Below are 21,424 nucleotides of genomic sequence, written 5' to 3' on the forward strand. Positions count from 1 at the left end.
GCGCGCTACGACAGCGTGCGCACGTCGATGCGAAAGCGCAGCTCGGGCGCGCCGCCGAGCCCGGGCTCGGTGATGAACTCTTCGACCAGCACGCCGCCGTTGGCGCGGATCACGCGCTGCGAGGCGAGGTTGTCGGGGCTGGTCGTGATCTCGACATGGTCCAGGCCGATGGCGCGTGCATCGGGCAGCAGCGCGCGCAGCGCGGCGGTGGCGTAGCCCCGGCCGCTTTTCCACGGCACTACGCCGTAGCCGATGTGGCCGAGGCAGTAGGGCGGCAGGGCGTTGGTGCCCGGCTGCCAGCGCAGCTGGATGCTGCCGCAGAACTCACCGTCCCACATCCAGCGCCGGTAGCCCGGCAACCGGGGCACGGTGCCGCCGTCGGGCAGCGCGATGGGCGGGCCCTTGGCCTCGCGGTCGACGAGGCCCGCGAGAAAGCCTTCGGGGTCGGTGCGGATCAGCGCCAGCTCTTCGCGGCCGGCTTCGGCCCGCAGGTTGTTGGGCGACCAGCCGCGCTCGAGCGCAGCGATGTAGCCGGGAAGATGCTCGGGCGAGGGCCAGACGAGTTGCAGTGCGGAAAGGGACATGGGAAACGGTCCTTGTGGTCCTTGTCTTTGAAGATCAGTACGAGCGCAGAGCGATGCCCCAGCGCCCCTCGGCCTGCACGACGATCCAGAGGTTGGCGTGCGTGCTGAGCACCGCGCCGGCCGCATCGCGCCGCGTGTAGTGCACGACGAAGTGCACCTTGTCGTGGCTCACGAGCACGGGCTCCTTCTTCTCGTACTGCGTGCGCGCCCAGCCGCCGGCCTTGAGCGTGTCGAAGAAGTCGACCGGGTGCTGGCCGGGCAGGGGCCAGTCGAGCCGTTGTGCCCCCGAGAGCATCGTGTGCGGAAAGTGCAGCTCGGCGTCCATGCCGCGCGTGTCCGCGGCGTTGAAGGCCGCCGTGAAGCGGTCGAGGCAGGCCGACGCGGCCTCGACGACGGCGGCGTGCGGCGCGTCGGAGGGCGGCGGGGCGACGAAGGCGGAAAAGTCGGTCATGCGTCGGATGGTAAGGCGAGCGTGGGGTCGACATGTGCGTGGCGATATAAATGCAACCCAGTTGCGACAGTTCATATAATGCAACTCCATTGCATTTGAAGAACGAGTCCCTCATGGCCGATCGCCTTCCCGTCACCGTGCTGTCCGGCTTCCTGGGCGCCGGCAAGACCACGCTGCTCAACCACATCCTGCACAACCGCGAGGGCCGCCGCGTGGCGGTGATCGTCAACGACATGAGCGAGGTGAACATCGATGCGGCGTTGGTGCGCGAAGGCGGTGCCGCGCTGTCGCGCACCGACGAGAAGCTGGTCGAGATGAGCAACGGCTGCATCTGCTGCACGCTGCGCGAAGACCTGCTGATCGAGGTGAAGCGGCTCGCCAAGGAAGGGCGCTTCGACCAGCTCGTGATCGAGTCGACCGGCATCTCCGAGCCGCTGCCTGTGGCCGAGACCTTCACCTTCGCGGGCGAAGACGGCCAGAGCCTGGCCGACGTGGCGCGGCTGGACACCATGGTCACGGTGGTCGATGCCTTCAACTTCCTGCGCGACTACGGCTCGTCCGACAGCCTGGGCCAGCGCGGCCAGTCGCTGGGCGACGAAGACACGCGCACGGTGGTCGACCTGCTGATCGAGCAGGTCGAGTTCTGCGACGTGCTCGTGGTCAACAAGACCGACCTCGTGACGGCGGAAGAACGCGAGCGGCTGATGGCGATCTTGCGCAGCCTCAACCCGCGTGCGCGCATCGAGGAATCGGAGTTCGGCCGCGTCGCACTCGATCGCGTGCTCGACACCGGCCTGTTCGATTTCGAGCAGGCCGAGCAGGCGCCCGGCTGGCTGGCCGAACTGCGCGGCGAGCATGTGCCCGAGAGCGAGGCCTACGGCATCCGCAGCTTCGTGTACCGGTCGCGCCTGCCGTTCCATCCGAAGCGCTTCTGGGACCTGGTGCAGAGCGAGTGGGAGGGCGTGGTGCGCTCCAAGGGCTTCTTCTGGCTCGCGAGCCGCCCGACCCGCGCCGGTACGTGGTCGCAGGCCGGCGGCGCCTGCCGCTACGGCGTGGCGGGCCTGTGGTGGGCAGCCGTGCCGCGCGAACACTGGCCGACCGACCCCGACGGGCTCGAACTCATCCGCAAGAACTGGGACGACGCCACCGGCGACGCGCGCCAGGAGCTGGTGCTGATCGGCATCGGCATGGACGAAGCGGGCCTGCGCGCACGGCTCGATGCCTGCCTGCTCACGCCCAACGAGATGCGCTTCGGCCCGTCGTGGTGGCAGAACCTGCCCGATCCGTTTCCGTCGTGGAACGCGTAGGGAAGTTCAGTCGGCGGCGCTGCCGGACTGCAGGGCCTGCTGCACCAGCCGCGCCATGGCCGATGCGTTCTCGCTGCCGACGGCGGCCAGCCCCTGCACGGTGCCCTGGCGGTCCGGCAGGGCTTCGTCCTGGCTGGCCTTGAGCTTGCCTTCGAGGCGGTCGATGGGGATCTCGATGCCCACCACGGCGCGCGCCAGCTTGCGGATGAAGGCTTCGGGCGCGTCCGTGGTCTGCCAGGGCACGGGCTGGCCGGCCTCGTTCGCTGCAGTGAGGCGCGCGAGCAGGTCGAGCAGCCAGGCTTCGTCGTCGATGGCGCGCGCGATGCCGTGCGCGTGGGCGACGGCGTAGTTCCAGGTCGGCACCACCTGGCCGTGTTCGGCCTTGCCGGGGTACCAGCCGGGCGTGATGTAGGCCTGCGGCCCCTGGAACATCACGACCGATGGGGCCGACGCCTCGAGCTGGCGCCACACCGGGTTCGCGCGCGACACATGGCCGAGCAACGTGCCGAACGGGCCGCGCGAGCGGTCGAGCAGAAAGGGCAGGTGGTTGGCGACCAGCCCGTCGGCGCCCGACACGACCCAGGCGCCCAGCGGATGCGCGTCGATCAGCGCGTGGCTCGCGCCGATCTCGGGCTGGCGGTGATGACGGGAGACGTACACGCGCGGCTCGCCGGGCTAGCGCGCGCAGTCGCCGCACATGCCGTGCAGCGTGAGCGCCGTGTGCCGCGTGTCGATGCCCTGCTTGCGCAGCGCCCTGCCGAGCCGGCCCATCACCTTGGGCAGTTCGGGGTCGGATGGCAGCGCCAGCACCTTGTGGCACTGGTCGCATTCGAAGGTGTTGCCCGAGGCGGTGTCGACGTGCCGTGCGAAGCGGTTGACCCGGTCGGCGGCCACGCGGCGGTCGCACAGGCCGGCTTCGACCAGCCGGTCGAGCACGCGGTAGAGCGTGACGCGGTCGGGCGGTTCGCCCGTGGCGGCGGTGTAGGCGGCGGCCACTTCCTCGTGGGTCAGCGGCTGCGAGCCGTGCTCGAGCAGCTCGAGCACGGTCTGGGCGGCGCGCGTCACGCGCAGCCCGCTGCCGCGCAGCAGCGCCTCGCTGTCGAAGGCGGGGCAGGCGACGATGTCTTCGGGGCGGGGTGGGAGTCTTCATGCGAAACGCCATTGTGTTGCATCCGGCGCGTCCTTGCGACGGCAAGGGCGCGCAGAGAAACCCGCACGCCCGGATGTTGCGAGGTGCAAGTCAGCCAACCGGCCGTTTCGCGGCGGCCCGGGGTGCCCGAATGCGCTAAGGTCCGGGCATTCGCATTCCTGAATACCTTCGTTGACCATGTCCCGTCCTCCCATCGAAATCGAAACCGCCCCGAACCCCACCGCCACGGTGGTCCTGATGCACGGCCTGGGCGCCGACGGCAACGACTTCGTGCCGATTGCCGGCGAACTCGACCTGTCGGCCGTGGGCCCCGTGCGCTTCGTGTTCCCCAACGCGCCGGTGATTCCGGTCACGCTGAACAACGGCTACCAGATGCCGGCATGGTTCGACATTGCCGGTGCCGATTTCAACGTGCAGGAAGACGCCGCGGGCCTGCGCCGCTCGCAAGCCACCATCGAGGCCGTGATCGCGAATGAAAAGACCCGTGGCATTGCCGCCAGCCGCATCGTGTTGGCCGGCTTTTCGCAGGGCTGCGCCATGGCGCTGCTGACCGGCCTGCGCCACACCGAGCGCCTGGGCGGCATCGTCGGCCTGTCGGGCTGGCTGCCGCTGGCGGCGAGCACCGCGGCCGAGCGCCATGCGGCCAACCACGACACGCCCGTGTTCCTCGGCCATGGCCGGCAGGACCCGATGGTGCCGCTGGCACGCGCCACGCAATCGCGCGACGCGCTCACCGCCCTGGGCTACACCGTCGAATGGCACGAGTACGCGATGGCGCATTCGGTCTGCATGGAAGAAGTGGCCGACCTGAACGCCTTTTTGCTGCGCGTGCTGCGCTGACGCGCCAGCGGGCCGCTGCGGCAATCCACGAGACAGACAGAGAGACACAGAAGGAGACCGCCATGATCCTCGTCATCGGACACGCCCTCGCCAAGGCCGACACCCTGCAGGCGATGCTGGCCATCAGCGTGGAGCACGTGCTGCGCTCGCGCGCGGAGCCCGGCTGCATCTCGCACGACGTCACGACCGACGTGCAGGACCCGCTGCGGTTGACCTTCGTGGAGCGCTGGAACGACATGGCGGCGCTGCAGGCGCACTTTCGCGTCGACGCATCGCGCGCTTTCGCCAAGGCGCTCGCGGCCATGGCCGACGGCACGCCGTCGATCCATGTCTACCAGTCGGAAGAGATCGACCTGTCGGCGGGCCGCGCCAAGGCCTGAATTTCGCTGGGCGTTCCGCACTGGAATGCGCGTGGCATTTGAGAGGGTAGCTATGAAAAAGGTAGCAAAAAACAGCATAGCCGGATGCGGGATTCCCTGCTTCAGCAGTGCCTGTCCGCCCGTGCTACCTTCCAGCCCCACAGAAGATTGATGGGTCATAAGAACATGAGCAACAGATTGCAGGAGAGGCTGGGCGCACTCCCGGCCGCGCGATTGAAGGGAATGCGCCGCGGCATCGAGAAGGAAAGCCTGCGCGCGTTGCCCGACGGCAAGCTGGCCCTCACGCCGCATCCGCTGGCGCTGGGCTCGGCGCTCACGCATCCGCACATCACGACCGACTTCAGCGAGTCGCAGCTCGAACTCATCACGGGCGTGCACGCGGGCGTGGAGTCGGCCATTGAAGAGCTCACGCGGGTGCACCAGTTCACCTACCGCGTGCTCGACCAGCTCGGCGACGAGCGCCTGTGGGTGTCGAGCATGCCCTGCGGCCTGCCGACCGACGAGACCATTCCGATCGGCCGTTATGGCTCGTCGAACGTGGGCCGTGCCAAGAGCGTGTACCGCATGGGCCTGAGCCACCGCTATGGCCGCCGCATGCAGACCATTTCGGGCATCCACTACAACTGGTCGCTGCCCGATGTGTCGAGCGAAGAGTACTTCGCGCTCATCCGCAACTTCCGCCGCCACGCCTTCCTGCTGCTGTACCTGTTCGGCGCCTCGCCGGCCCTGTGTTCGAGCTTTGTCGCGGGCCGCCCGCACGCGCTGCAGCCACTGGGCGACGGCAGCATGTACATGCCGCACGGCACCTCGCTGCGCATGGGCCCCCTGGGCTACCAGAGCGAGGCCCAGGCTTCGCTGGCCGTGAGCTACAACAGCCTGGAGGGCTACGGCGCCTCGCTGCAGGACGCGCTCACGCGCCCCTGGCCGGCCTACGAGGCCATCGGCATCCGCAACCTCGGCGGCGACTACAACCAGCTGGGCACCAGCCTGCTGCAGATCGAGAACGAGTTCTACGGCACCATCCGCCCCAAGCGCGTCATTCACTCCGGCGAGCGCCCGCTGCATGCGCTGCGCGAGCGCGGCGTGGAGTACGTCGAGGTGCGCCTGATGGACCTCGACCCCTTCGAGACCGTCGGCATCAACGCGCAGACCATGCGCTTCATCGACGTGTTCCTGCTGCATTGCCTTTTGAGCGACAGCCCCGACGACACGCCGCAGGAAATCGCCGACCTGGCGCAGAACCAGCACCTCACGGCCGCGCGCGGCCGCGAGCCGGGCCTGAAGCTGCGCCGCGACGGGCGCGAACTTGGCCTGGCCGATTGGGGCTTGGAACTCGTCGAACAATGCATGCCCATTGCCGTCGCGCTCGACGCGGCGCAAGGCGGCACGCAGCACGTCGACGCGGTGCGTGCCGCCCGGGCCGGCCTCGAGAACCCCGACAGCCTGCCGTCGGCGCGCGTGCTCGCGGCCATCGAGCAGCAGCACGGCAACTCGTTCGTCGGCTTCGTGCGCGCCCAATCGGAGCAGACCCGCGCCGCGCTGCTCGCGCTGCCGTTCTCGGCCGAGCAGCAGGCGGAGTTCGAGCGCATGACGGCCGAGTCGATCCAGGCGCAGAAACGCATCGAGGCGGCCGACACCATGCCTTTCGAGATCTACCGCGAGCAGTACGTCTCGCCGGCGCGCCTGGGCATGGCCCCCGGCCGCCTGCCGGTCGCCGCCTGAAGCGACGGCCGGGCGGCGCGCACCGACAGCGCCGCTGGCCGATGGCCTACAGCCATTGGCCTGTCCGGCTCACCGCAGCGCAGTGGGTAACCCGGAAGATGGCGTCATGCGCAGCCAAGCTTCGGATCCGGGACACTCACCATGACGCTCCATGCCTACCTGGTCGAGGACAGCCCCGTGATCCGCGAGAACCTCGTCGGCTTTCTCGAGGATGTGGCCGATGCGCATGTGGTCGCGTCGGCCAGCACGGCCGACGAAGCGCTCGACTGGCTGAGCCACCACCAGCGCGACTGGGACCTGGCCATCATCGACCTGTTCCTGCAGCGCGGCAACGGGCTGGCCGTGATCCACGCCTGCCGCCACCGCGCCCCGCACCAGAAGGTGGTGGTGCTCAGCAACTACGCCACCGCCGACATGCGCGAGCGTTCGCAGCAGCTCGGCGCCGATGCCTTCTTCGACAAATCGGCCGAACTCGACCAGCTGGTCGCGTACTGCGCCACGGTCCAGCCGTCGCATGGGTGACTCGCCGCGGGGCTGCGCGGGCGCGAACGGGGCGGGGAACTGAGGTAAAACGCCGGGTTGCCGCCCCGCGGCGCCCGTCTTTTCCAACCCCCTACAGACAGCGAGCAGAGACCTCATGAGCAGCAACAGCACCTCCATCGACTTCCAGGGCCGCGTGGCCATCGTGACCGGCGCGGGCGGCGGCCTGGGCCGCCAGCACGCGCTGGCGCTGGCGGCGCGCGGCGCCAAGGTGGTGGTCAACGACCTGGGCGGCGCGCGCGACGGCTCCGGCGGCTCGGTCGGCGCCGCGCAGGCGGTGGTCGACGAGATCAAGGCGGCCGGCGGCGAGGCCATCGCCAACGGCGCCTCGGTGACCGATTTCGAGGCCGTGCAGGCCATGGTTCAGCAGGCGGTCGACGCCTGGGGCCGCGTCGACATCCTGATCAACAACGCCGGCATCCTGCGCGACAAGAGTTTCGCCAAGATGGAGCTGGACGACTTCAAGCTCGTGGTCGACGTGCACCTGATGGGCGCCGTGAACTGCACCAAGGCCGTCTGGGCGCTCATGAACGAGCAGAAGTACGGCCGCATCGTGATGACCACGTCGTCGTCGGGCCTGTACGGCAACTTCGGCCAGAGCAACTACGGCGCCGCCAAGCTGGCGCTGGTGGGCCTCATGCAGACGCTGAGCATCGAAGGCGCCAAGAACGACATCCGCGTGAACTGCCTGGCGCCCACCGCTGCCACGCGCATGACGGAAGACCTGTTCCCCAAGGAAATGCTCGAGGCCTTCCGCCCCGAAGCCGTGGTGCCCGCCATGCTGGTGCTGGCCGCGCAGGACGCGCCCAACCGCACCATCCTCTGTGCCGGTGCCGGCACCTTCGAGGCCGCGCACATCACGCTCACGCAGGGCGCCTGGCTGGGCATTGCCGCCGACACGCCCGAGCAGCTCGCCGCGCGCCTGTCGGAAGTGACTGCGCGCGAGGGCGAGGCCGTGCCGCAGAGCGGTGCCGCCCAGGGCGCGAACGAAGTGGCCAAGGGCATGGCGAACGCCGGCCGGGGCTGAGCCGCGCTGCGGGCCTGAGAGGGCCCGCGCTGCCTGGCGGGCCCTGGTGGAAGCGCCGGGCTATTCGGCGACGAAGCCTTCGCCGTCCCGGCGGATCGAACCGCGGTCGCGGTGGTTGTTGAGGCGGCCCAGCGTGTTGTCGAGCAGGCGCTTGAGCTTGTCGGCCGCGCCGCGGAAGGCCTCATCGAGGCTGGCGGCATGCTGTGTCACGGCGAGCGGCTGGTGGTGCGCCAGGCGCGCTTCCATTACGCAGCACTTGTCGCCGGCGCCGGCCTTGTCGTGGTTCTCGTCGCTCAGGTGCACCTCGACGCGCGTCACGTCCTCGACGAAACGGCTCAGGTGCTGCTTGATTTCGGTGTCGGCCCAGCGCTCCAGCGTGTCCTTGTTGGTGATGCCATTGCTCGTGTTGACCTGAATCTGCATTGCGGATGTTCCTGCTGGATGGTGAACGAGCCTTCACTGTGCACCTGAAGAGTACCCCTGTGCGTAGGTGCGATGCCCTTATCAGCCTGGGCTCAGGCCGGCGCGTCAACTTTGGATGTACGAGGTCAGCTGCGTGATGGTCTGCTCGTGCTCGGAAATGATGTCGTCCATCAGGTCTTGGATGGAGATCATGCCGACCACCTTGTCGCCGTCGACCACGGGCAGATGGCGGAACTTGCGCTGGCTCATGAGCGCCATGCAGGCGTGGGTCTGGGTCTGCGGGGTGACGGTCATCACGTCGGGCGTCATGATCTCGGCGACCTTCACCTCCTTGGAGTTCTTGCCCTGCAGCGCCACCTTGCGGGTGTAATCGCGCTCGGACAGAAAGCCCACGAGCTTCTCGCCGTCCATCACCATGAGCGCGCCCACTTCGAAATGCGCCAGTGTGGCCAGCGCGTCGAACACGCTGGTGTCGGGCGCGGTGCGCCAGGCGGCGGAATCGTGGCGCTTGAGCAGTTCGGAGACAGGTTTCATCGCGGGCACTCCATTCAGGGGTTTCGATCCGGCCGACGCATGTGGCGGTGCCGTGCTTCGGACAAATCATAGGGGCGGAACCGCCCCGCGCGATGCAAAAACCTGCGGGGTGTTGCGCGTGTCACGCCGCGCACACGAACCCCGGCGACTTTCAGAAGGGACTCAGGGCGTGGTGGCGAGCACGCGGCTCAGCGCCACGGCGTCGCCCACGACGTTCTTCACGAGGCCCTTTTCGTCGAAGGCCACCTGGAACTCCGACCAGCTGTCGCGCCAGTAGCGCCACACCGGCGCGTCCAGGCTCGGGTTCTCGCCGGCCACCGGGTAGCCGATGGCCATGAGCACCTGTTCGCGCGTCATGCCGGGCATCACCTTGCCCGCGACGATGGCCGCGCCCACGGCGGGCGGGAAGCTCGCGATCTTGCGTTTCGGGTCCTCGGTGACGACGTAGCGTTGGGCGAAGTCGATCAGCGTGATGTTGCGGCTGTAGTCGTTCTTGATGCGCTGCGGCTTGCCTGCGAGATCGACGTTGAAGAAGCGGAAATCGTAGGCCGTGATGCGCGCCGGCGTGCCCACCGCCACGATGCGGGTGCCCTGCTCGTCGTAGTTGATGTCGCTGATCGAGTCGCCGTACGTCCGCATGTTGCAGCACAGGAAACCGTCGGTCAGCGGGCCGGGCGGCGGCGACGGGCGCTGGGCATGCGCCACGGTGGCGGACAGGATGGTGGTGGCCGCGAGCAGGGCGGCGGCGGCAAGGCGCTGGACCATGAAAGGATCTCCCTCGTTGTGACTTTTTGAAACGGCTGCGGGCGCAGCCGCGCGGATTCTAGGGGTGATCGTGCCGCCAGAAAGCCAGTAAATACGCCAGTTGCTGCTATCAAAAGCGCAGCATCGAGAAAACGGCCCGGTTCCCGGTTCACAATGCGCACCCGGCCTGCGAGGCCGGTCCCCTTCCAGACAGCGCGAAAGAAAGAGCATCCATCGATGGCGATCCAGTGGTTCCCCGGTCACATGTATTCGACCCAGAAGGCCATCACCGAGCGGGTGAAGGACATCGACGTGGTGATCGAGCTGCTCGACGCGCGCCTGCCCGGCTCCAGCGCCAACCCGATGCTGGCCGAACTCACGGCCGGGCGGCCCACGCTGAAGGTGCTCAACAAGCAGGACCTGGCCGACCCCGAGCGCACGAAGCTTTGGCTCGCGCACTACAACGCGCTGCCCGCCACGCGCGCCATCGGGCTCGATGCGAGCCAGACCACGCCCGCGCAGCAGATCGTCAAGGCCTGCCACGAGCTGTCGCCCAACCGCGGCGGCATGGCCAAGCCGATGCGCGTGCTGATCTGCGGCATTCCCAACGTGGGCAAGTCGACCCTCATCAACACGCTGACCGGCGGACGCAAGGCCAAGACCGGCGACGAGGCCGGCATCACCAAGCTCGAGCAGCGCATCACGCTGGCCGACGACTTCTACCTGTGGGACACGCCCGGCATGCTGTGGCCGCGCATCATCGTGCCCAAGAGCGGCTACAACCTCGCCGCCAGCGGCGCGGTGGGGCGCAATGCTTTCGATGAGGAAGAGGTGGCGCTGGAACTGCTCGACTACCTCAAGTCGAACTACGCCGAGGGCCTCGTCGCGCGCTTCAAGCTCACGGAGCTCGACGCGGCCACGCTGGCTTCCATGAAGGACGAGGACGTGCTCGACACCATCGGCCGCAAGCGCGGCGCGCTGCTGGGCAAGGGCAAGGTCAATCTGCAGAAGGCCGCCGAGATCGTGATGCACGAGTTCCGCGCCGGCAACCTGGGGCGCGTCACGCTCGAGACGCCCGAAGAGTTTGCGCAATGGCTGGCCGCCGGCCAGCGCGCCGACGCCGAGCGTGCCGCGAAGAAGGCGGCGCGTGGCAAGAAGGGCAAGCAGAAGCCCGAAGCCGCGCCCGCGGACGGCAGTCGCACGGCGGACGAGTGAAGGTCTTGCGCGCAGCGCGCTGAACGCTGCGCAGGCCACCTCTATCATCGAGAGATGCAACGTCTCACGCGCCAGCGCAACGCCGTTTTCTCCGCCTTCAGCGACGCCGGTCGCGTGCTGACCGCCCCCGAAATCCTTGAACACGCACGGGCCATCGTGCCCGAGATCAGCCTGTCGACGGTGTACCGCCAGGTTGCGCTGCTGCTGGCCGACGGCGAGATCGCCAAGGTCGAGCTGCCGGGCGAACCGGCGCGCTACGAAGTGGCCTGCAAGGCCGACCCGCACGACCACCATTCGCACGGCGCAGGCGAGGGCGAGGCCGGTGCTGCGGGGCATCACCACCATCACTACTTCCATTGCTCGCACTGCGGGCAGGTGTTCCTGCTGCACGCGTGCCCGGGGCCGATGCACGACCTGGCGCCCAAGGGCTTCCAGGTGACGCACCACGAGGTCACGCTGCACGGCCTGTGCGCGGTGTGCGTCGAGGCCGGTGCGAAAGCACCCAAGGCGCACCCGCCGCACTGACGGCAGTGCGGCCCCGGAGTGCCGGGGAAGGTCGATAAAGTTATTGAGAATGAATTCGCAATAACGTATATTCGCGTGTCCGAACGAACTCCCCGGTCACGTCCATGCAAGTCCTGTCCTCGCTCAAAGAAGCCAAGAAGCGCCACCGCGATTGCCAGGTGGTGACGCGGCGCGGCCGCACCTACGTCATCTGCAAGTCCAACCCGCGCTTCAAGGCGCGGCAGGGCGGCGCGAAAAACAAGAACAAGCGCTGACCGCCTGGCGGCGTCGCCGCCAGCCTTCATTTCCCCTCGATGACCGCATCGGCGTGCGAACGCCGCGGCGTGCCTGCGCGCGTTTTTCCTTTCTTCCTTCCATCGGAATCCCTCCGCCATGCTCCGAGCCTCCGGCCTCACCAAACGCTACGGCGCGCACACCGCGCTCGACCGTCTCGACCTCGACATCCGCGGCGGCGACATCTACTGCCTGCTGGGCGCCAACGGCGCGGGCAAGACGACGACCATCAACCTGTTCCTGAACTTCATCGCGCCGACCGACGGCACGGTGGAGATCAACGGCACCGACGTCACGCGCCATCCGGTGGCGACCAAGCAGGACGTGGCGTACATCCCCGAGCAGGTCACGCTGTACGGCACGCTCTCGGGCCTGGAGAACCTGCGCTTCTTCGCGGGCCTGGCGCTCGGCCACGAACTGCCGCGCGAGCGCCTGCTCGCGCTGATGACCGAGGTGGGGCTCGACCACTCGGCCGCCGACAAGCGCGTCAGCATGTACTCCAAGGGCATGCGGCAGAAGGTGTGGATCGCGGTGGCGCTGGCCAAGCAGGCCAAGGCGCTGCTGCTCGACGAGCCCACCTCGGGGCTCGACCCGCACGCCGCCGCCGAGTTCTCCGACCTGCTGCGTCGCGCGGCCGACCGCGGCGTGGCCGTGCTCACCACCACGCACGACCTGTTCCATGCGCAGCAGACCGCCACGCGCGTCGGGATCATGAAGCGCGGCCGCTTGGTTGAAAGCCTCGAAGGCGCGCAGATCGGGCAGACCGACCTGCAGTCGCTCTACCTTCAACACATGAGGGCCTGATCAGATGCTGATGCACTGGATCGCCCGACGCGAATTCACCGAACGCCTGCGCGACGGCCGCCTGTACTGGGCCGGCGGTCTCGTGGCCGTGCTGCTCTTCACCGCGCTCGCCGTCGGCTGGGCACACCAGCGCGGCGCGCATGCCGAGCAGGTCGCCGCGCAGGCCATGGACTACCGCGACTGGCTGCACCAGGACCAGCGCCACCCGCACGATGCCGCGCACCAGGGCATGCATGCCTTCAAGCCCGAACCGCCGCTGTCGATGGTCGATGCGGGCATCAACCCCTACATCGGCAGCACCGTGTGGCTGCAGGCGCACCGCCAGAGCGAGGTCAAGTTCAACGCCGCGCAGGACGCGACCGGCCTGCAGCGCTTCGGCAACCTGTCGGTCGGCTGGATATTGCAGGTGCTCGGCCCGCTGCTGGTGATCGTGCTGGGCTTCAACGCCTTCGCGGGCGAGCGCGAGCAGGGCATCCTGCGCCAGACGCTGAGTCTGGGCGTGGCGCCGCTGCGCCTGCTGGCCGGCAAGGCGCTTGCGCTGTCGGCGCTGCTCGCGGTGCTGCTGGTGCCGGCGGCGCTGGTTGCGGCCGTCGCCGTGGCGGTGGGCGCGGAGGCGGGAGGGCGCATCGATGCGCTGCTGCGGCTGGGCGCGTGGTCGCTGGGCTACGCGGTATACCTCGGCATCTTCGTGTTCCTGGTGCTGGGCGTGTCGGCGCTGTCGTCGACGTCGCGCATGGCGATCACCGTGCTGCTCGCGCTGTGGATCGGGCAGGCCGTGATGGCGCCGCGCGTGCTCTCCGAACTCTCGCGCACGTGGTTCCCGAGCCCGACGCGGCTCGAGTTCAACCAGGCGCTCGGCGCGGAACTCAAGGCCGTGTCGAACCAGGTCTGGCAGCAGAACTTCGGCACCACCGAGCGCTGGGGCCGCGACGTGCCGCTGAGCAAGTGGGGCATCGCGCTGCGCCTGGACGACCGGGCTTCGTACCCCGTGTACGACCGCCACTACGGCCGCCTGTGGGACACCTGGGAACAGCAGCAGAAAGTGCAGGAGTGGAGCGGCCTGCTGCTGCCGCTGCTCGCGGTGCGCAGCTTCTCGATGGGCATGGCGGGCACCGACTTCTCGCACCACCGCCGATTCACCACGGCCGCCGAACTGCACCGCCGCAACATCCAGGACCTGATGAGCAAGGACCTCGTCGCGCATGCCGATCCGCTCGGCGATCGCCACTTCTCCTACCAGGCCCCGGCCGACCTCTGGGCCACCGTGCCGCCCTTCGATTACCACCCGCCGGGGGCGGGATGGGCGCTGCGGCACCAGGCGCGCAGCTTTCTCGTGTTGTGCGTCGGCTTGCTGCTCGCGGCGGCGTTCGCGGCCTTCGCCACCTTGCGCCAGCGCGCGCTCTGAGAGGGGATGCCACCCATGTCCATCCATCCTCCTCCCCAAGGCCGCCGCCTGCTGGCCGTGATGCGCCAGGAAGTCCGTTTGATGCTCGCCGAGCGCGGCCTGTGGGTCGTCGGCGCGCTGTTCCTTTTGCTCGTGGCCTATGCGCTCGGCAACGGCCTCCTGCAGACCGCCAAGCGCGACCGCGCTCAGGCGGCGGTGGCGCAGGCCGACCGCGACACCCGCACCGCACAGCGCGCGCTGCTCGAAGCCATCTTCGCCGGCACCGCGCAGCCCACGCCCTTCGAGAATCCGGCCGACCCCTCGCGCATGGCGAGCAGCTACGGCGGCCAGCACGTGCTGTTGCCGACCGCGCCGCTGGGCCCGGTCGCGCTGGGGCAGAGCGACCTGTTCCCGAGCCAGTACGAGGTCACGAACCAGAGCCGCGTCGTGTTCATGAACCCGAGCGACATCGAGAACCCGTGGCACCTGCTGAGCGGGCATTTCGACCTGGCCTTCGTCATCGTCTATTTGCTGCCGCTGTTGATCTTTGCGCTCAGCTACAACCTGCTGTCGGCGGAGCGCGAGAACGGCACCTTGCGCCTGCTGCTGTCGCAGCCGCTGCGGCTGCGCACGCTGCTTGCGGGCAAGCTCACGGTGCGCGCCGCGGTGCTGCTGGGGCCGGCCGTGCTGCTGCCGGTGGCGGTGTTGTGGATCGCGCGCCATGCGGGGTTCACGGCGGGCGGCGCGGGCAGCGCCACGCTGTGGTGGGCCTTGCTGGTGGGCGCCTATGCGCTGTTCTGGTTCGCGCTGGTGGTGGCGGTGAACGCCTTCGGCGCCTCGTCGGCGACGAATGCGATGGTGCTGGTCATCGCCTGGGTGCTGCTGGTGCTGGTGGCGCCGGTGCTGCTCAACCTGGCCGTCACGCAGGCCAGCCCCGCGCCCTCGCGCACCGAACTCGCCACGCGCCAGCGCGTGGTCACGGCCGAGGCGATGAAGCGCCACCAGGACCTGCTGGGCACCGAGTACCAGCACGTGGGGCAGGGCGCCATCCTCGTGCCGCGCGACGGGAAGATCGAGATCGCCGGCCGCTCGCTCGCCAACTACCGCATCCAGCGCGAGGTCGACGAAGCGATCCGCCCCGCACTCGCGCGCTTCGATGCGCAGCAGGCGCAACAGCAGGCACTGCTGGGCCGCTTCGGCGCCGTGTCGCCGGCGGCTGTGGTCTACGAAGGCATGACCGCGCTGGCCGGCAACGGCGCACGGCGCCATGCGCGCTTCGACGCCCAGACCGTGGCGCACCACGAGGCGTGGAAGGCCTTCTTCTTCCCGCGCATCGATGCGCGCGATGCGCTCATGCCGGCCGACTTCGAGCGCATGCCCACCTTCGCATGGCACGAGGAGCCCGCCGACCTCGTGCGCGGACAGGCCGCGCTGGCCGTGCTGCAACTGCTGGTGCCGAGCCTGCTGCTGTTCGGCCTCGCAGCCTGGCGGCTGCGGCGCTTCTCGGTCGCCTGATGCATCGCCTTTTCCATTTCCTTCACTGCACCGTTCCATGACCCCGTTCACCCGCACCGCCGTCGCGCTGGCCGCCTTCACCGCCTTCCAGGTTGCTTCCGCGCAAGGCAGCAGCAGCAATGCCGAACTCGGCACCGTCACCATCGAAGGCAGCCGCGACGCGAACAGCCTGCACCTCGATGATTCGAGCAGTACCGCCTCGCGCCTGGGCCTGTCGGTGCGCGAGACGCCGGCCTCGGTCGAGATCCTGTCGCAGGACGCGATCCAGCAGCGCGGCGCGCGCACCTTCAGCGAAGCATTGCGCGGCATGGCGGGCCTGTCGGGCGGTGGCCCGCCGTCGTCGCCGACCACGCTGTCGCTGCGCGGCTTCAACAGCCTCATGTACCTCTACGACGGCGTGCGCAGCTCGGGCGCGGGCGTCACCAACCGCGTGCAGGACACCTGGAACTACGAACGCATCGAAGTGCTCAAGGGCCCGGCCTCGGTGCTCGACGGCGAGGGCGCCATCGGCGGCATCGTCAACTTCGTGACCAAGCGGCCCGACCGCAGCAACCCGCACAAGGAGGCGCTGCTCTCGTATGGCAGCTATGGCTCCACGCGCGCGGCCTTCGGCTTCGGCGGCGCACTCGGCGAGGCCAGCGCCTACCGGCTCGACTACAGCCGCAACGACACCCAGGTGGGCACCATCGACCGCAACGGCGAGCGCATCGACCACTTCACGAGCGGCCTGCTGGTGGACCTGGGCGGCTCGGTCAAGCTCGACCTGTCGTTCGACTATCTGCGCGACGACAACGACGCCTACTGGGGCACGCCGCTCGTGCCGCGCAGCTTCGCCACGCAGCCCACCAACGTCGTCAGCACGCCCGACGGCCGCGTGATCGACCGGCGCATGGCGCGCACCAACTACAACGTGCGCGACGACGAGAACGCGTCCGAAACCTACTGGCTGCGCGCGCGCCTCACGGGGCAGGCGGGCGGCGGCTGGTCGTGGCGCAACGAGTTCTCGGCCAACCAGTCGAAGCGCATGTTCCGCAATTCCGAGAGCGCCACCTTCGTGCCGCCGGCCAGCATCACGCGCGACCAGACGCTCATCACGCACGACCAGGATTTCTGGCTCGACCGCTTCGACGCCACGCACAAGGGAAAGATCGCCGGCCTGGACAACCGCTTCGTCGTCGGTGGCGAGTACAGCGAAACGCGCTTCGGCAGCCAGCGCCGCTTCTCGAACAGCAGCCCCACCACCGCTGCGCAACTGCGCGTGCCGGTGTTCGACCCGTACACCGGCTACTTCGACGACAACCCTGCGCTGACCACCGGCGCGGGCAACCGCGCCGACACCTTCTCGCGCGTGAAGGTCGCCTCGGTCTTCGTGGAAGACGCGCTCAAGCCGATGCGCGACCTCACGCTGGTCGGCGGCCTGCGCCACGACCGCACCGAGGTCGACCGCCGCATCTGGGACCTGAACGCGGGCAGCGTCACGCGCTTCGGTGCGAGCTACCGCGCCACCTCGGGGCGCATCGGCGCGGTGTACGACCTGTCGCCGCAGTCGAGCCTGTACGCGCAGTACACCAACGCCACGCTGCCGGTGGGTTCGCTCTTCCTGCTGTCGGCGTCGAACGCCGCGTTCCCGATGTCGCGCGGCAAGCAGGCCGAGGTGGGTTTCAAGCAGAGCCTGCCCTCGGCCAACCTGGAGTGGACCGCGGCGCTGTACAAGATCGAACTCGACAACGTGCTTTCGCGCGATCCGAACAACGCAGCGACCACCGTGAACAACGGCCGCCAGTCGTCGCGCGGCCTCGAGCTGTCGGCCGTGTGGAAGCCCACACGCGAATGGACGCTGGCGGGCAACCTCGCGGCGCTCGATGCGCGCTTCGACACACTGGTCGAAGCCGGCAACGTCTCGCGCGTGGGCAAGACCCCGCCGAACGTGCCCGAGCGCATGGCCAACATCTTCGCCACCTACCGGCCCGATGGCTCGAAGTTCGAGTACTTCGCGTCGTTGAACCACACGGGGCCGATGTACACCGACAACGCCAACCAGATCCGCATCAACGGCTTCACGACGGTCGATGCGGCCGTGAGCTATCGCTTGAAGAATGCGCTGCTGAGTTTCCGCGTGCGCAACCTGACGGACCGGCTCTATGCAACGTGGACCGGCCGCGCCGCGAGCCAGGTGTTGCTGGCGCCGCGGCGGACCTTCGAGGTGTCGGCGAAGTTTGATTTTTGAAGGGCTGAGTGTTCAGGGCGGCGCTCCCGCCGACGGGGAGCCTTGCTCCGCGAATGTCCCCCGCCTTCGGCTCCTCCTTGATTTCGCTGCGCAAGGCACCCCATCGACGTGAGCGTTGGGCAGTGCAGTCGTCGATCGGCCGAACACCAGCGCAGTGCCCCGTGCGCAGGACACTGGGTGCTTCCCGCAGCGAAATCAAGGAGGAGGCCGAAGGCCGGGGGACATTCGCGGAGGGAAGTACCCGGTGGCCTGAGCACACGCCCTGAACACCCTCAATCAGCGCATCTGCAACCGCGCATCCTTCGGATACCCGATCGTGTAGTCCGCCGACACGCGTGCCGTCTGCCCCGCGTCGAGATCGAAGCGCCACATCGCCAGCCCCGGCTGCTTGTTCCACGCCTGGTCCACGGGTTGCGGCGAGAACCGCGTCGTCACCCGCACCTGCTCGTCGACCGACACCGGCGCGGCCTCGAACACCTGCACGGCGATCGGCGTGCGGTGGCGGTTCTCGACCACGTAGGCGCGCTGCACCTGGCGCTCGGCGCGCGAGCCCGCGAAGCCGCCCGAGCCCTGGTTGTCGCGCTCGGGCTCGACCTGCACGCGCACCAGTTCGTCACGACCGAACGAGAGCGTGAGCTTCGCGTCGCTCGGCGCGTTCCAGCGGCCCTGGCCGACGAAGTTGCCGTCGCGGTACAGCTGCATCGGGCCGGCCGGCCACACGCCCGTGGGCTGTGCCATTTCGGCGATCAGGAAGGCGCTCGGGTCTACGCGCGGGCTGGTGCGTGCGGCGAGCTGTGCCGTGTCTTCGTGCTGGCCCAGCGCCAGGGTCACACGCTGGCCGTTGGAAGGAATGTCAATGCTTTGCGGCACGGCAAATTCGGTGGCGAAGCTGTTGTCGAACACGCTCACGTCGAACAGCGGCTCGCGCACGCGCTCCATGGCCATCTTGCGATCGGCGGCGATGGGCGCCGGGGCGGCGGCCATCGGCGCGGCCATGTACGCCGCGTCGGCATTCGTGCGCGGCGGCGGCTCGATGCCGATGCGCCATGCGTTCGGCGTGCGCCCCGTGGTCTCGCGGCGCGGCTGACCGGTGGACAGCACCAGCTTCACGCCGCGCCAGTCTTCGCCCGTGGCCTGCGCCACCAGCGCCTGGCGCTCGATGCGCACCTTGCGCGTCGTGGTGTCGAGCAGCGCGCGGTAGCTCGGCGTCCAGCCCGGGCCGTTGACCTGGTAGCTGAGCTTCACGTCGGCGTCGGCACTCGCGGCCAGCGTGACGGTCACCGCCGTCACCTGCGCACCCTGGCCCTGCGTGCGGCCGCGCTCGGCCAGCAACGGCTTGAGCTGGCGGTCGAGGTCGGTCTGGCGGCGCTGGATCTGGTGCTGCTTGAGCAGCGCGTCCTGGCCCGAGCGGCGCATCGCATCGGTCACCGCTGTGAGGTTGCGCGCATCGATCGGTGCACGCGCGCCGGGGCCCGACTCGCTGCCCGACAGTCCTTTGAGATACCCCGTGACCATGCCCAGCGCATCGGTCTCGGCCTGCAGCGCGGCCTTCTGGCCTTCGAGTTCGCGGATGCGGCCGTCGAGCGCGCTGGTCGCGCAGTTCGCCGAGAGCTCGCGCGCCTCGCTGAGCACCGAGGTCTCGCCCACGCGCACCGCCGCGCCGGCCGATACCTGCAGGCTCTGCACGTCGAGCCCGGCTGGCAGGCAGGCAAAAGTGACTGAGCGGCTGCCCGCCGCGACGCGCGCCACGCGCTCCACCGTGGCACTGCCGGGGTACACCTTGACCTGGGTGATGCGCGAGGCATCGGCCTGCAGCTGCGCGTGGGCAGCGACGCCCGCGGCCAGCCAGAGGGCCGCGATCGCGGTGGCACGCAGGAGGGGACGGGCGGAGAACGGTGTGTGCATGGAAAGCCTTCCGGAAGAAAGTCAGTGACGAATCTCTGCTTCTACGGACGAGGCGGGCGAACGGGGTTAAGGCGTTGCCAAGTTTTTTTGATGACGCCGATGTGACGCGGGCGCGCTGCTGTCGCGCAGGCATCTGCCGGCGGCGAATCGGTCACCCAAGAGACGGCGCGCGGCGGTCCGGCTTTCTAGAGTGGGTCTCACTTTCCATCCACGTTCATCTTGAAAGGACACGCACCATGCTCGACACGATCCAGGCCATCAACCGTTCCGCCGCCTTCAACCGCTGGGCCGGCTTCGACGTCACGCAGGCCGCCGACGGGCAAGCCGAACTGCGCATGAAATGGCGCGAGGAAGACATGGGCCAGTACACCGGCTTCCTGCACGCGGGCATGATCGCCGCGCTGCTCGACACCGTGAGCGGCTTCGCGGCCGCCACCGTGGCAGGCCGCGTGCTGGCCTCGCACTTCTCGATCAACTGCATCTCGCCCGCGATCGGCGAAGCCTTCGTGGCGCGCGGGCGCGTGGTGAAGGCGGGGCGCAAGCAGGTGTTCGTCGGCGCCGAGCTTTATGCGCAGCCTGAGGGCCAGGGCGAAGACAAGCTCAAGCTCGTGGCGACGGCGAACGCCATCCTGGTGCCGGTGGACGAGGCGTCGACGACGCCGAAGCCGAAGCAGGCGACGTAGTCACCGCAGGCTCGGGCTTGCGCCTGAGCCCGAACAGCGGGCGCAACCAGCCGATGCGGCGGATCAGTCCGTCGGTCAGCAGCCAGCAGCCGGCGATCGTCACGGCGACCAGCGCCACGGGCTCCCACACCGGCCCCAGTGCGAGCGGGGCCAGCAGTGCAATCCCGGCGACGATCAACGTCTGGTGCAGCATGTACCAGGGGTAGACCGATTCGTTGGCCCAGCGCAGCCATGGCCACGGGCGGTTCAGGTAGCGATGGCCGTGGCCCAGGATCGTGGCGACCGCGAGCCACAGGTAGGCATTGCGCAGCACGTCCATCAGCAGCCCCTTGGACGGAACCAGGGCGCCGATGCGCAGCGCGATGAATGCGCCGATCGCCGCCACCGCCAGCAGCAGCGACACGCGGCGCAGCCGTTCGAGCTCGCGCCAGATGCCCGTGTCCATGCCCATCCAGTAGCCGTAGAGGAACACGGTGAAGTAGATGCTGTGCAGGTGGAAGTCCCACACCAGGTTGTGCGTGGCCGGGAAGTGCCGGGCCAACAGCACCGTCCACACCACGAGCGGCAGCGCGGGCAACACGAGCAGCTGCCAGCCCCGCAGCCCGTTGAAGCGCCGCCGCACCCACTGCCCGGCGGCCGAGCGCCACAGCGGCAGCGTCAGCGCGACCAGCGCCGTGTAGAGAAACAGGTAGGGCAGGTACCAGAGGTGGTTCCAGGTGATGCCGAACTCCGCCCCCGCGAACGCGCCCTTGGGCCACGGCGCGCCCATCGACAGGTAGCGCAGCAGGAAGGCGCCGAAGCCCGGCGCCACCAGCCCGCGCGCCACGCCTTCGGCATAGGCCTGGTAGGGCACGACCACCGCCATGCCGAACGCCAGCGGCAGCATCAACCGCAGGCCCCGGCTGCGCAGCAGGCCCCCCGTGCCCTGGCCTCGGCTCAGGAAGCCCAGCGACACGCCCGAGATCAGGAAGACCAGGTCCATGCGCCACAGGTTCAGCACTCGCATCGGCCACGGAAGCCACTCGGCCGCGTGCGGGCTCTTCAGGTGCCAGGGCCAGTCGGCCACGTAGTACATGCCCACGTGATAGAGGATGACGAGCAGGAAGGCGAGGGCGCGCAGGGCGTCGATGTCGTGGCGGCGCTGGGGCGTCGACATGGAAACGGAATCGGAATCGGAGGGCATGGCGGGCT

23 protein-coding genes are annotated in these 21,424 nt (G+C 68.9%); 14 read left to right on the plus strand and 9 right to left on the minus strand.

What is annotated here, in order from left to right:
- Positions 1-5: 5 nt before the first annotated feature.
- On the minus strand, positions 6-584 hold the full coding sequence (locus GFK26_RS16485) for a GNAT family N-acetyltransferase (RefSeq protein ID WP_153282895.1): 579 nt from the start codon (positions 582-584) through the stop codon (positions 6-8).
- Positions 585-618: 34 nt separating this feature from the next.
- On the minus strand, positions 619-1,035 hold the full coding sequence (locus GFK26_RS16490; protein ID WP_153282896.1) for a hypothetical protein: 417 nt from the start codon (positions 1,033-1,035) through the stop codon (positions 619-621).
- Positions 1,036-1,148: 113 nt separating this feature from the next.
- Here GFK26_RS16490 and zigA point away from each other — a divergent pair, with 113 nt between their 5' ends.
- Positions 1,149-2,342 (plus strand): zinc metallochaperone GTPase ZigA, encoded by a 1,194-nt coding sequence (gene zigA, locus GFK26_RS16495; RefSeq protein ID WP_153282897.1) that lies wholly within the window; start codon positions 1,149-1,151, stop codon positions 2,340-2,342.
- 6 nt (positions 2,343-2,348) lie between these two features.
- On the opposite strand, the gene GFK26_RS16500 is transcribed toward zigA, so the two are convergent.
- The gene (locus GFK26_RS16500) at positions 2,349-3,002 is read right to left on the minus strand and encodes an FMN-binding negative transcriptional regulator (protein ID WP_153282898.1); all 654 of its coding nucleotides are present in this window, start codon (positions 3,000-3,002) and stop codon (positions 2,349-2,351) included.
- Positions 3,003-3,017: 15 nt separating this feature from the next.
- Entirely contained in the window at positions 3,018-3,407 is a 390-nt protein-coding gene (locus GFK26_RS16505) for a Fur family transcriptional regulator (RefSeq protein ID WP_228122039.1), read from the minus strand.
- Positions 3,408-3,669: 262 nt separating this feature from the next.
- Here GFK26_RS16505 and GFK26_RS16510 point away from each other — a divergent pair, with 262 nt between their 5' ends.
- The 5 genes from GFK26_RS16510 (at position 3,670) to GFK26_RS16530 (ending at position 8,001) form a co-directional block, all read left to right on the plus strand.
- Positions 3,670-4,332 carry an alpha/beta hydrolase gene (locus tag GFK26_RS16510; protein ID WP_153282900.1) on the plus strand — a complete coding sequence of 221 codons (663 nt, stop codon included), beginning with the start codon at positions 3,670-3,672 and terminating at the stop codon, positions 4,330-4,332.
- A gap of 62 nt (positions 4,333-4,394) precedes the next feature.
- Positions 4,395-4,712, plus strand: a complete 318-nt coding sequence (locus tag GFK26_RS16515) for a putative quinol monooxygenase (protein WP_153282901.1) — start codon at positions 4,395-4,397, stop codon at positions 4,710-4,712.
- 165 nt (positions 4,713-4,877) lie between these two features.
- Entirely contained in the window at positions 4,878-6,434 is a 1,557-nt protein-coding gene (gshA, locus tag GFK26_RS16520) for a glutamate--cysteine ligase (protein ID WP_153282902.1), read from the plus strand.
- A gap of 141 nt (positions 6,435-6,575) precedes the next feature.
- Positions 6,576-6,956, plus strand: a complete 381-nt coding sequence (locus GFK26_RS16525) for a response regulator transcription factor (RefSeq protein ID WP_153282903.1) — start codon at positions 6,576-6,578, stop codon at positions 6,954-6,956.
- Positions 6,957-7,071: 115 nt separating this feature from the next.
- On the plus strand, positions 7,072-8,001 hold the full coding sequence (locus GFK26_RS16530) for an SDR family NAD(P)-dependent oxidoreductase (RefSeq protein ID WP_153282904.1): 930 nt from the start codon (positions 7,072-7,074) through the stop codon (positions 7,999-8,001).
- 60 nt (positions 8,002-8,061) lie between these two features.
- On the opposite strand, the gene GFK26_RS16535 is transcribed toward GFK26_RS16530, so the two are convergent.
- The 3 genes from GFK26_RS16535 to GFK26_RS16545 form a co-directional block, all read right to left on the minus strand.
- Entirely contained in the window at positions 8,062-8,424 is a 363-nt protein-coding gene (locus GFK26_RS16535) for an HPF/RaiA family ribosome-associated protein (protein WP_153282905.1), read from the minus strand.
- A 105-nt stretch (positions 8,425-8,529) separates the two neighbouring features.
- Positions 8,530-8,958: a CBS domain-containing protein gene (locus tag GFK26_RS16540; RefSeq protein ID WP_153282906.1), complete on the minus strand. Its 429-nt coding sequence runs from the start codon at positions 8,956-8,958 to the stop codon at positions 8,530-8,532.
- Positions 8,959-9,120: 162 nt separating this feature from the next.
- Positions 9,121-9,723 (minus strand): cell envelope protein SmpA, encoded by a 603-nt coding sequence (locus GFK26_RS16545; RefSeq protein WP_153282907.1) that lies wholly within the window; start codon positions 9,721-9,723, stop codon positions 9,121-9,123.
- 216 nt (positions 9,724-9,939) lie between these two features.
- On the opposite strand from GFK26_RS16545, the gene ylqF reads away from it, so the two are divergent.
- From ylqF to GFK26_RS16580, 7 genes are all read left to right on the plus strand, one after another.
- Positions 9,940-10,917, plus strand: a complete 978-nt coding sequence (gene ylqF, locus GFK26_RS16550; protein ID WP_153282908.1) for a ribosome biogenesis GTPase YlqF — start codon at positions 9,940-9,942, stop codon at positions 10,915-10,917.
- 54 nt (positions 10,918-10,971) lie between these two features.
- Positions 10,972-11,442 carry a Fur family transcriptional regulator gene (locus GFK26_RS16555; RefSeq protein ID WP_153282909.1) on the plus strand — a complete coding sequence of 157 codons (471 nt, stop codon included), beginning with the start codon at positions 10,972-10,974 and terminating at the stop codon, positions 11,440-11,442.
- Between the two features lie 104 nt (positions 11,443-11,546).
- A complete protein-coding gene (gene ykgO / locus GFK26_RS16560) occupies positions 11,547-11,696 on the plus strand; it encodes a type B 50S ribosomal protein L36 (RefSeq protein ID WP_013542562.1) in 150 nt (49 codons plus the stop codon).
- Positions 11,697-11,814: 118 nt separating this feature from the next.
- Positions 11,815-12,519, plus strand: coding sequence for an ABC transporter ATP-binding protein (locus GFK26_RS16565; RefSeq protein ID WP_153282910.1), 705 nt, complete (start codon positions 11,815-11,817; stop codon positions 12,517-12,519).
- Positions 12,520-12,523: 4 nt separating this feature from the next.
- Positions 12,524-13,924, plus strand: a complete 1,401-nt coding sequence (locus GFK26_RS16570; protein WP_194274097.1) for an ABC transporter permease subunit — start codon at positions 12,524-12,526, stop codon at positions 13,922-13,924.
- 15 nt (positions 13,925-13,939) lie between these two features.
- Complete coding sequence (locus GFK26_RS16575; protein WP_153282911.1) at positions 13,940-15,418, plus strand: ABC transporter permease subunit; 1,479 nt, start codon at positions 13,940-13,942, stop codon at positions 15,416-15,418.
- 37 nt (positions 15,419-15,455) lie between these two features.
- Positions 15,456-17,645: a TonB-dependent receptor gene (locus GFK26_RS16580; protein WP_153282912.1), complete on the plus strand. Its 2,190-nt coding sequence runs from the start codon at positions 15,456-15,458 to the stop codon at positions 17,643-17,645.
- A gap of 276 nt (positions 17,646-17,921) precedes the next feature.
- On the opposite strand, the gene GFK26_RS16585 is transcribed toward GFK26_RS16580, so the two are convergent.
- Complete coding sequence (locus GFK26_RS16585) at positions 17,922-19,550, minus strand: DUF4139 domain-containing protein (protein ID WP_153282913.1); 1,629 nt, start codon at positions 19,548-19,550, stop codon at positions 17,922-17,924.
- A gap of 236 nt (positions 19,551-19,786) precedes the next feature.
- On the opposite strand from GFK26_RS16585, the gene GFK26_RS16590 reads away from it, so the two are divergent.
- Positions 19,787-20,233 carry a PaaI family thioesterase gene (locus GFK26_RS16590; protein WP_153282914.1) on the plus strand — a complete coding sequence of 149 codons (447 nt, stop codon included), beginning with the start codon at positions 19,787-19,789 and terminating at the stop codon, positions 20,231-20,233.
- On the opposite strand, the gene GFK26_RS16595 is transcribed toward GFK26_RS16590, so the two are convergent.
- Positions 20,151-21,416, minus strand: coding sequence for an acyltransferase family protein (locus tag GFK26_RS16595; RefSeq protein ID WP_228122040.1), 1,266 nt, complete (start codon positions 21,414-21,416; stop codon positions 20,151-20,153). The genes GFK26_RS16590 and GFK26_RS16595 overlap by 83 nt on opposite strands.
- Between the last annotated feature and the right edge of the window lie 8 nt (positions 21,417-21,424).

This window comes from Variovorax paradoxus, from assembly GCF_009498455.1.
Taxonomy (GTDB): domain Bacteria; phylum Pseudomonadota; class Gammaproteobacteria; order Burkholderiales; family Burkholderiaceae_C; genus Variovorax; species Variovorax paradoxus_H.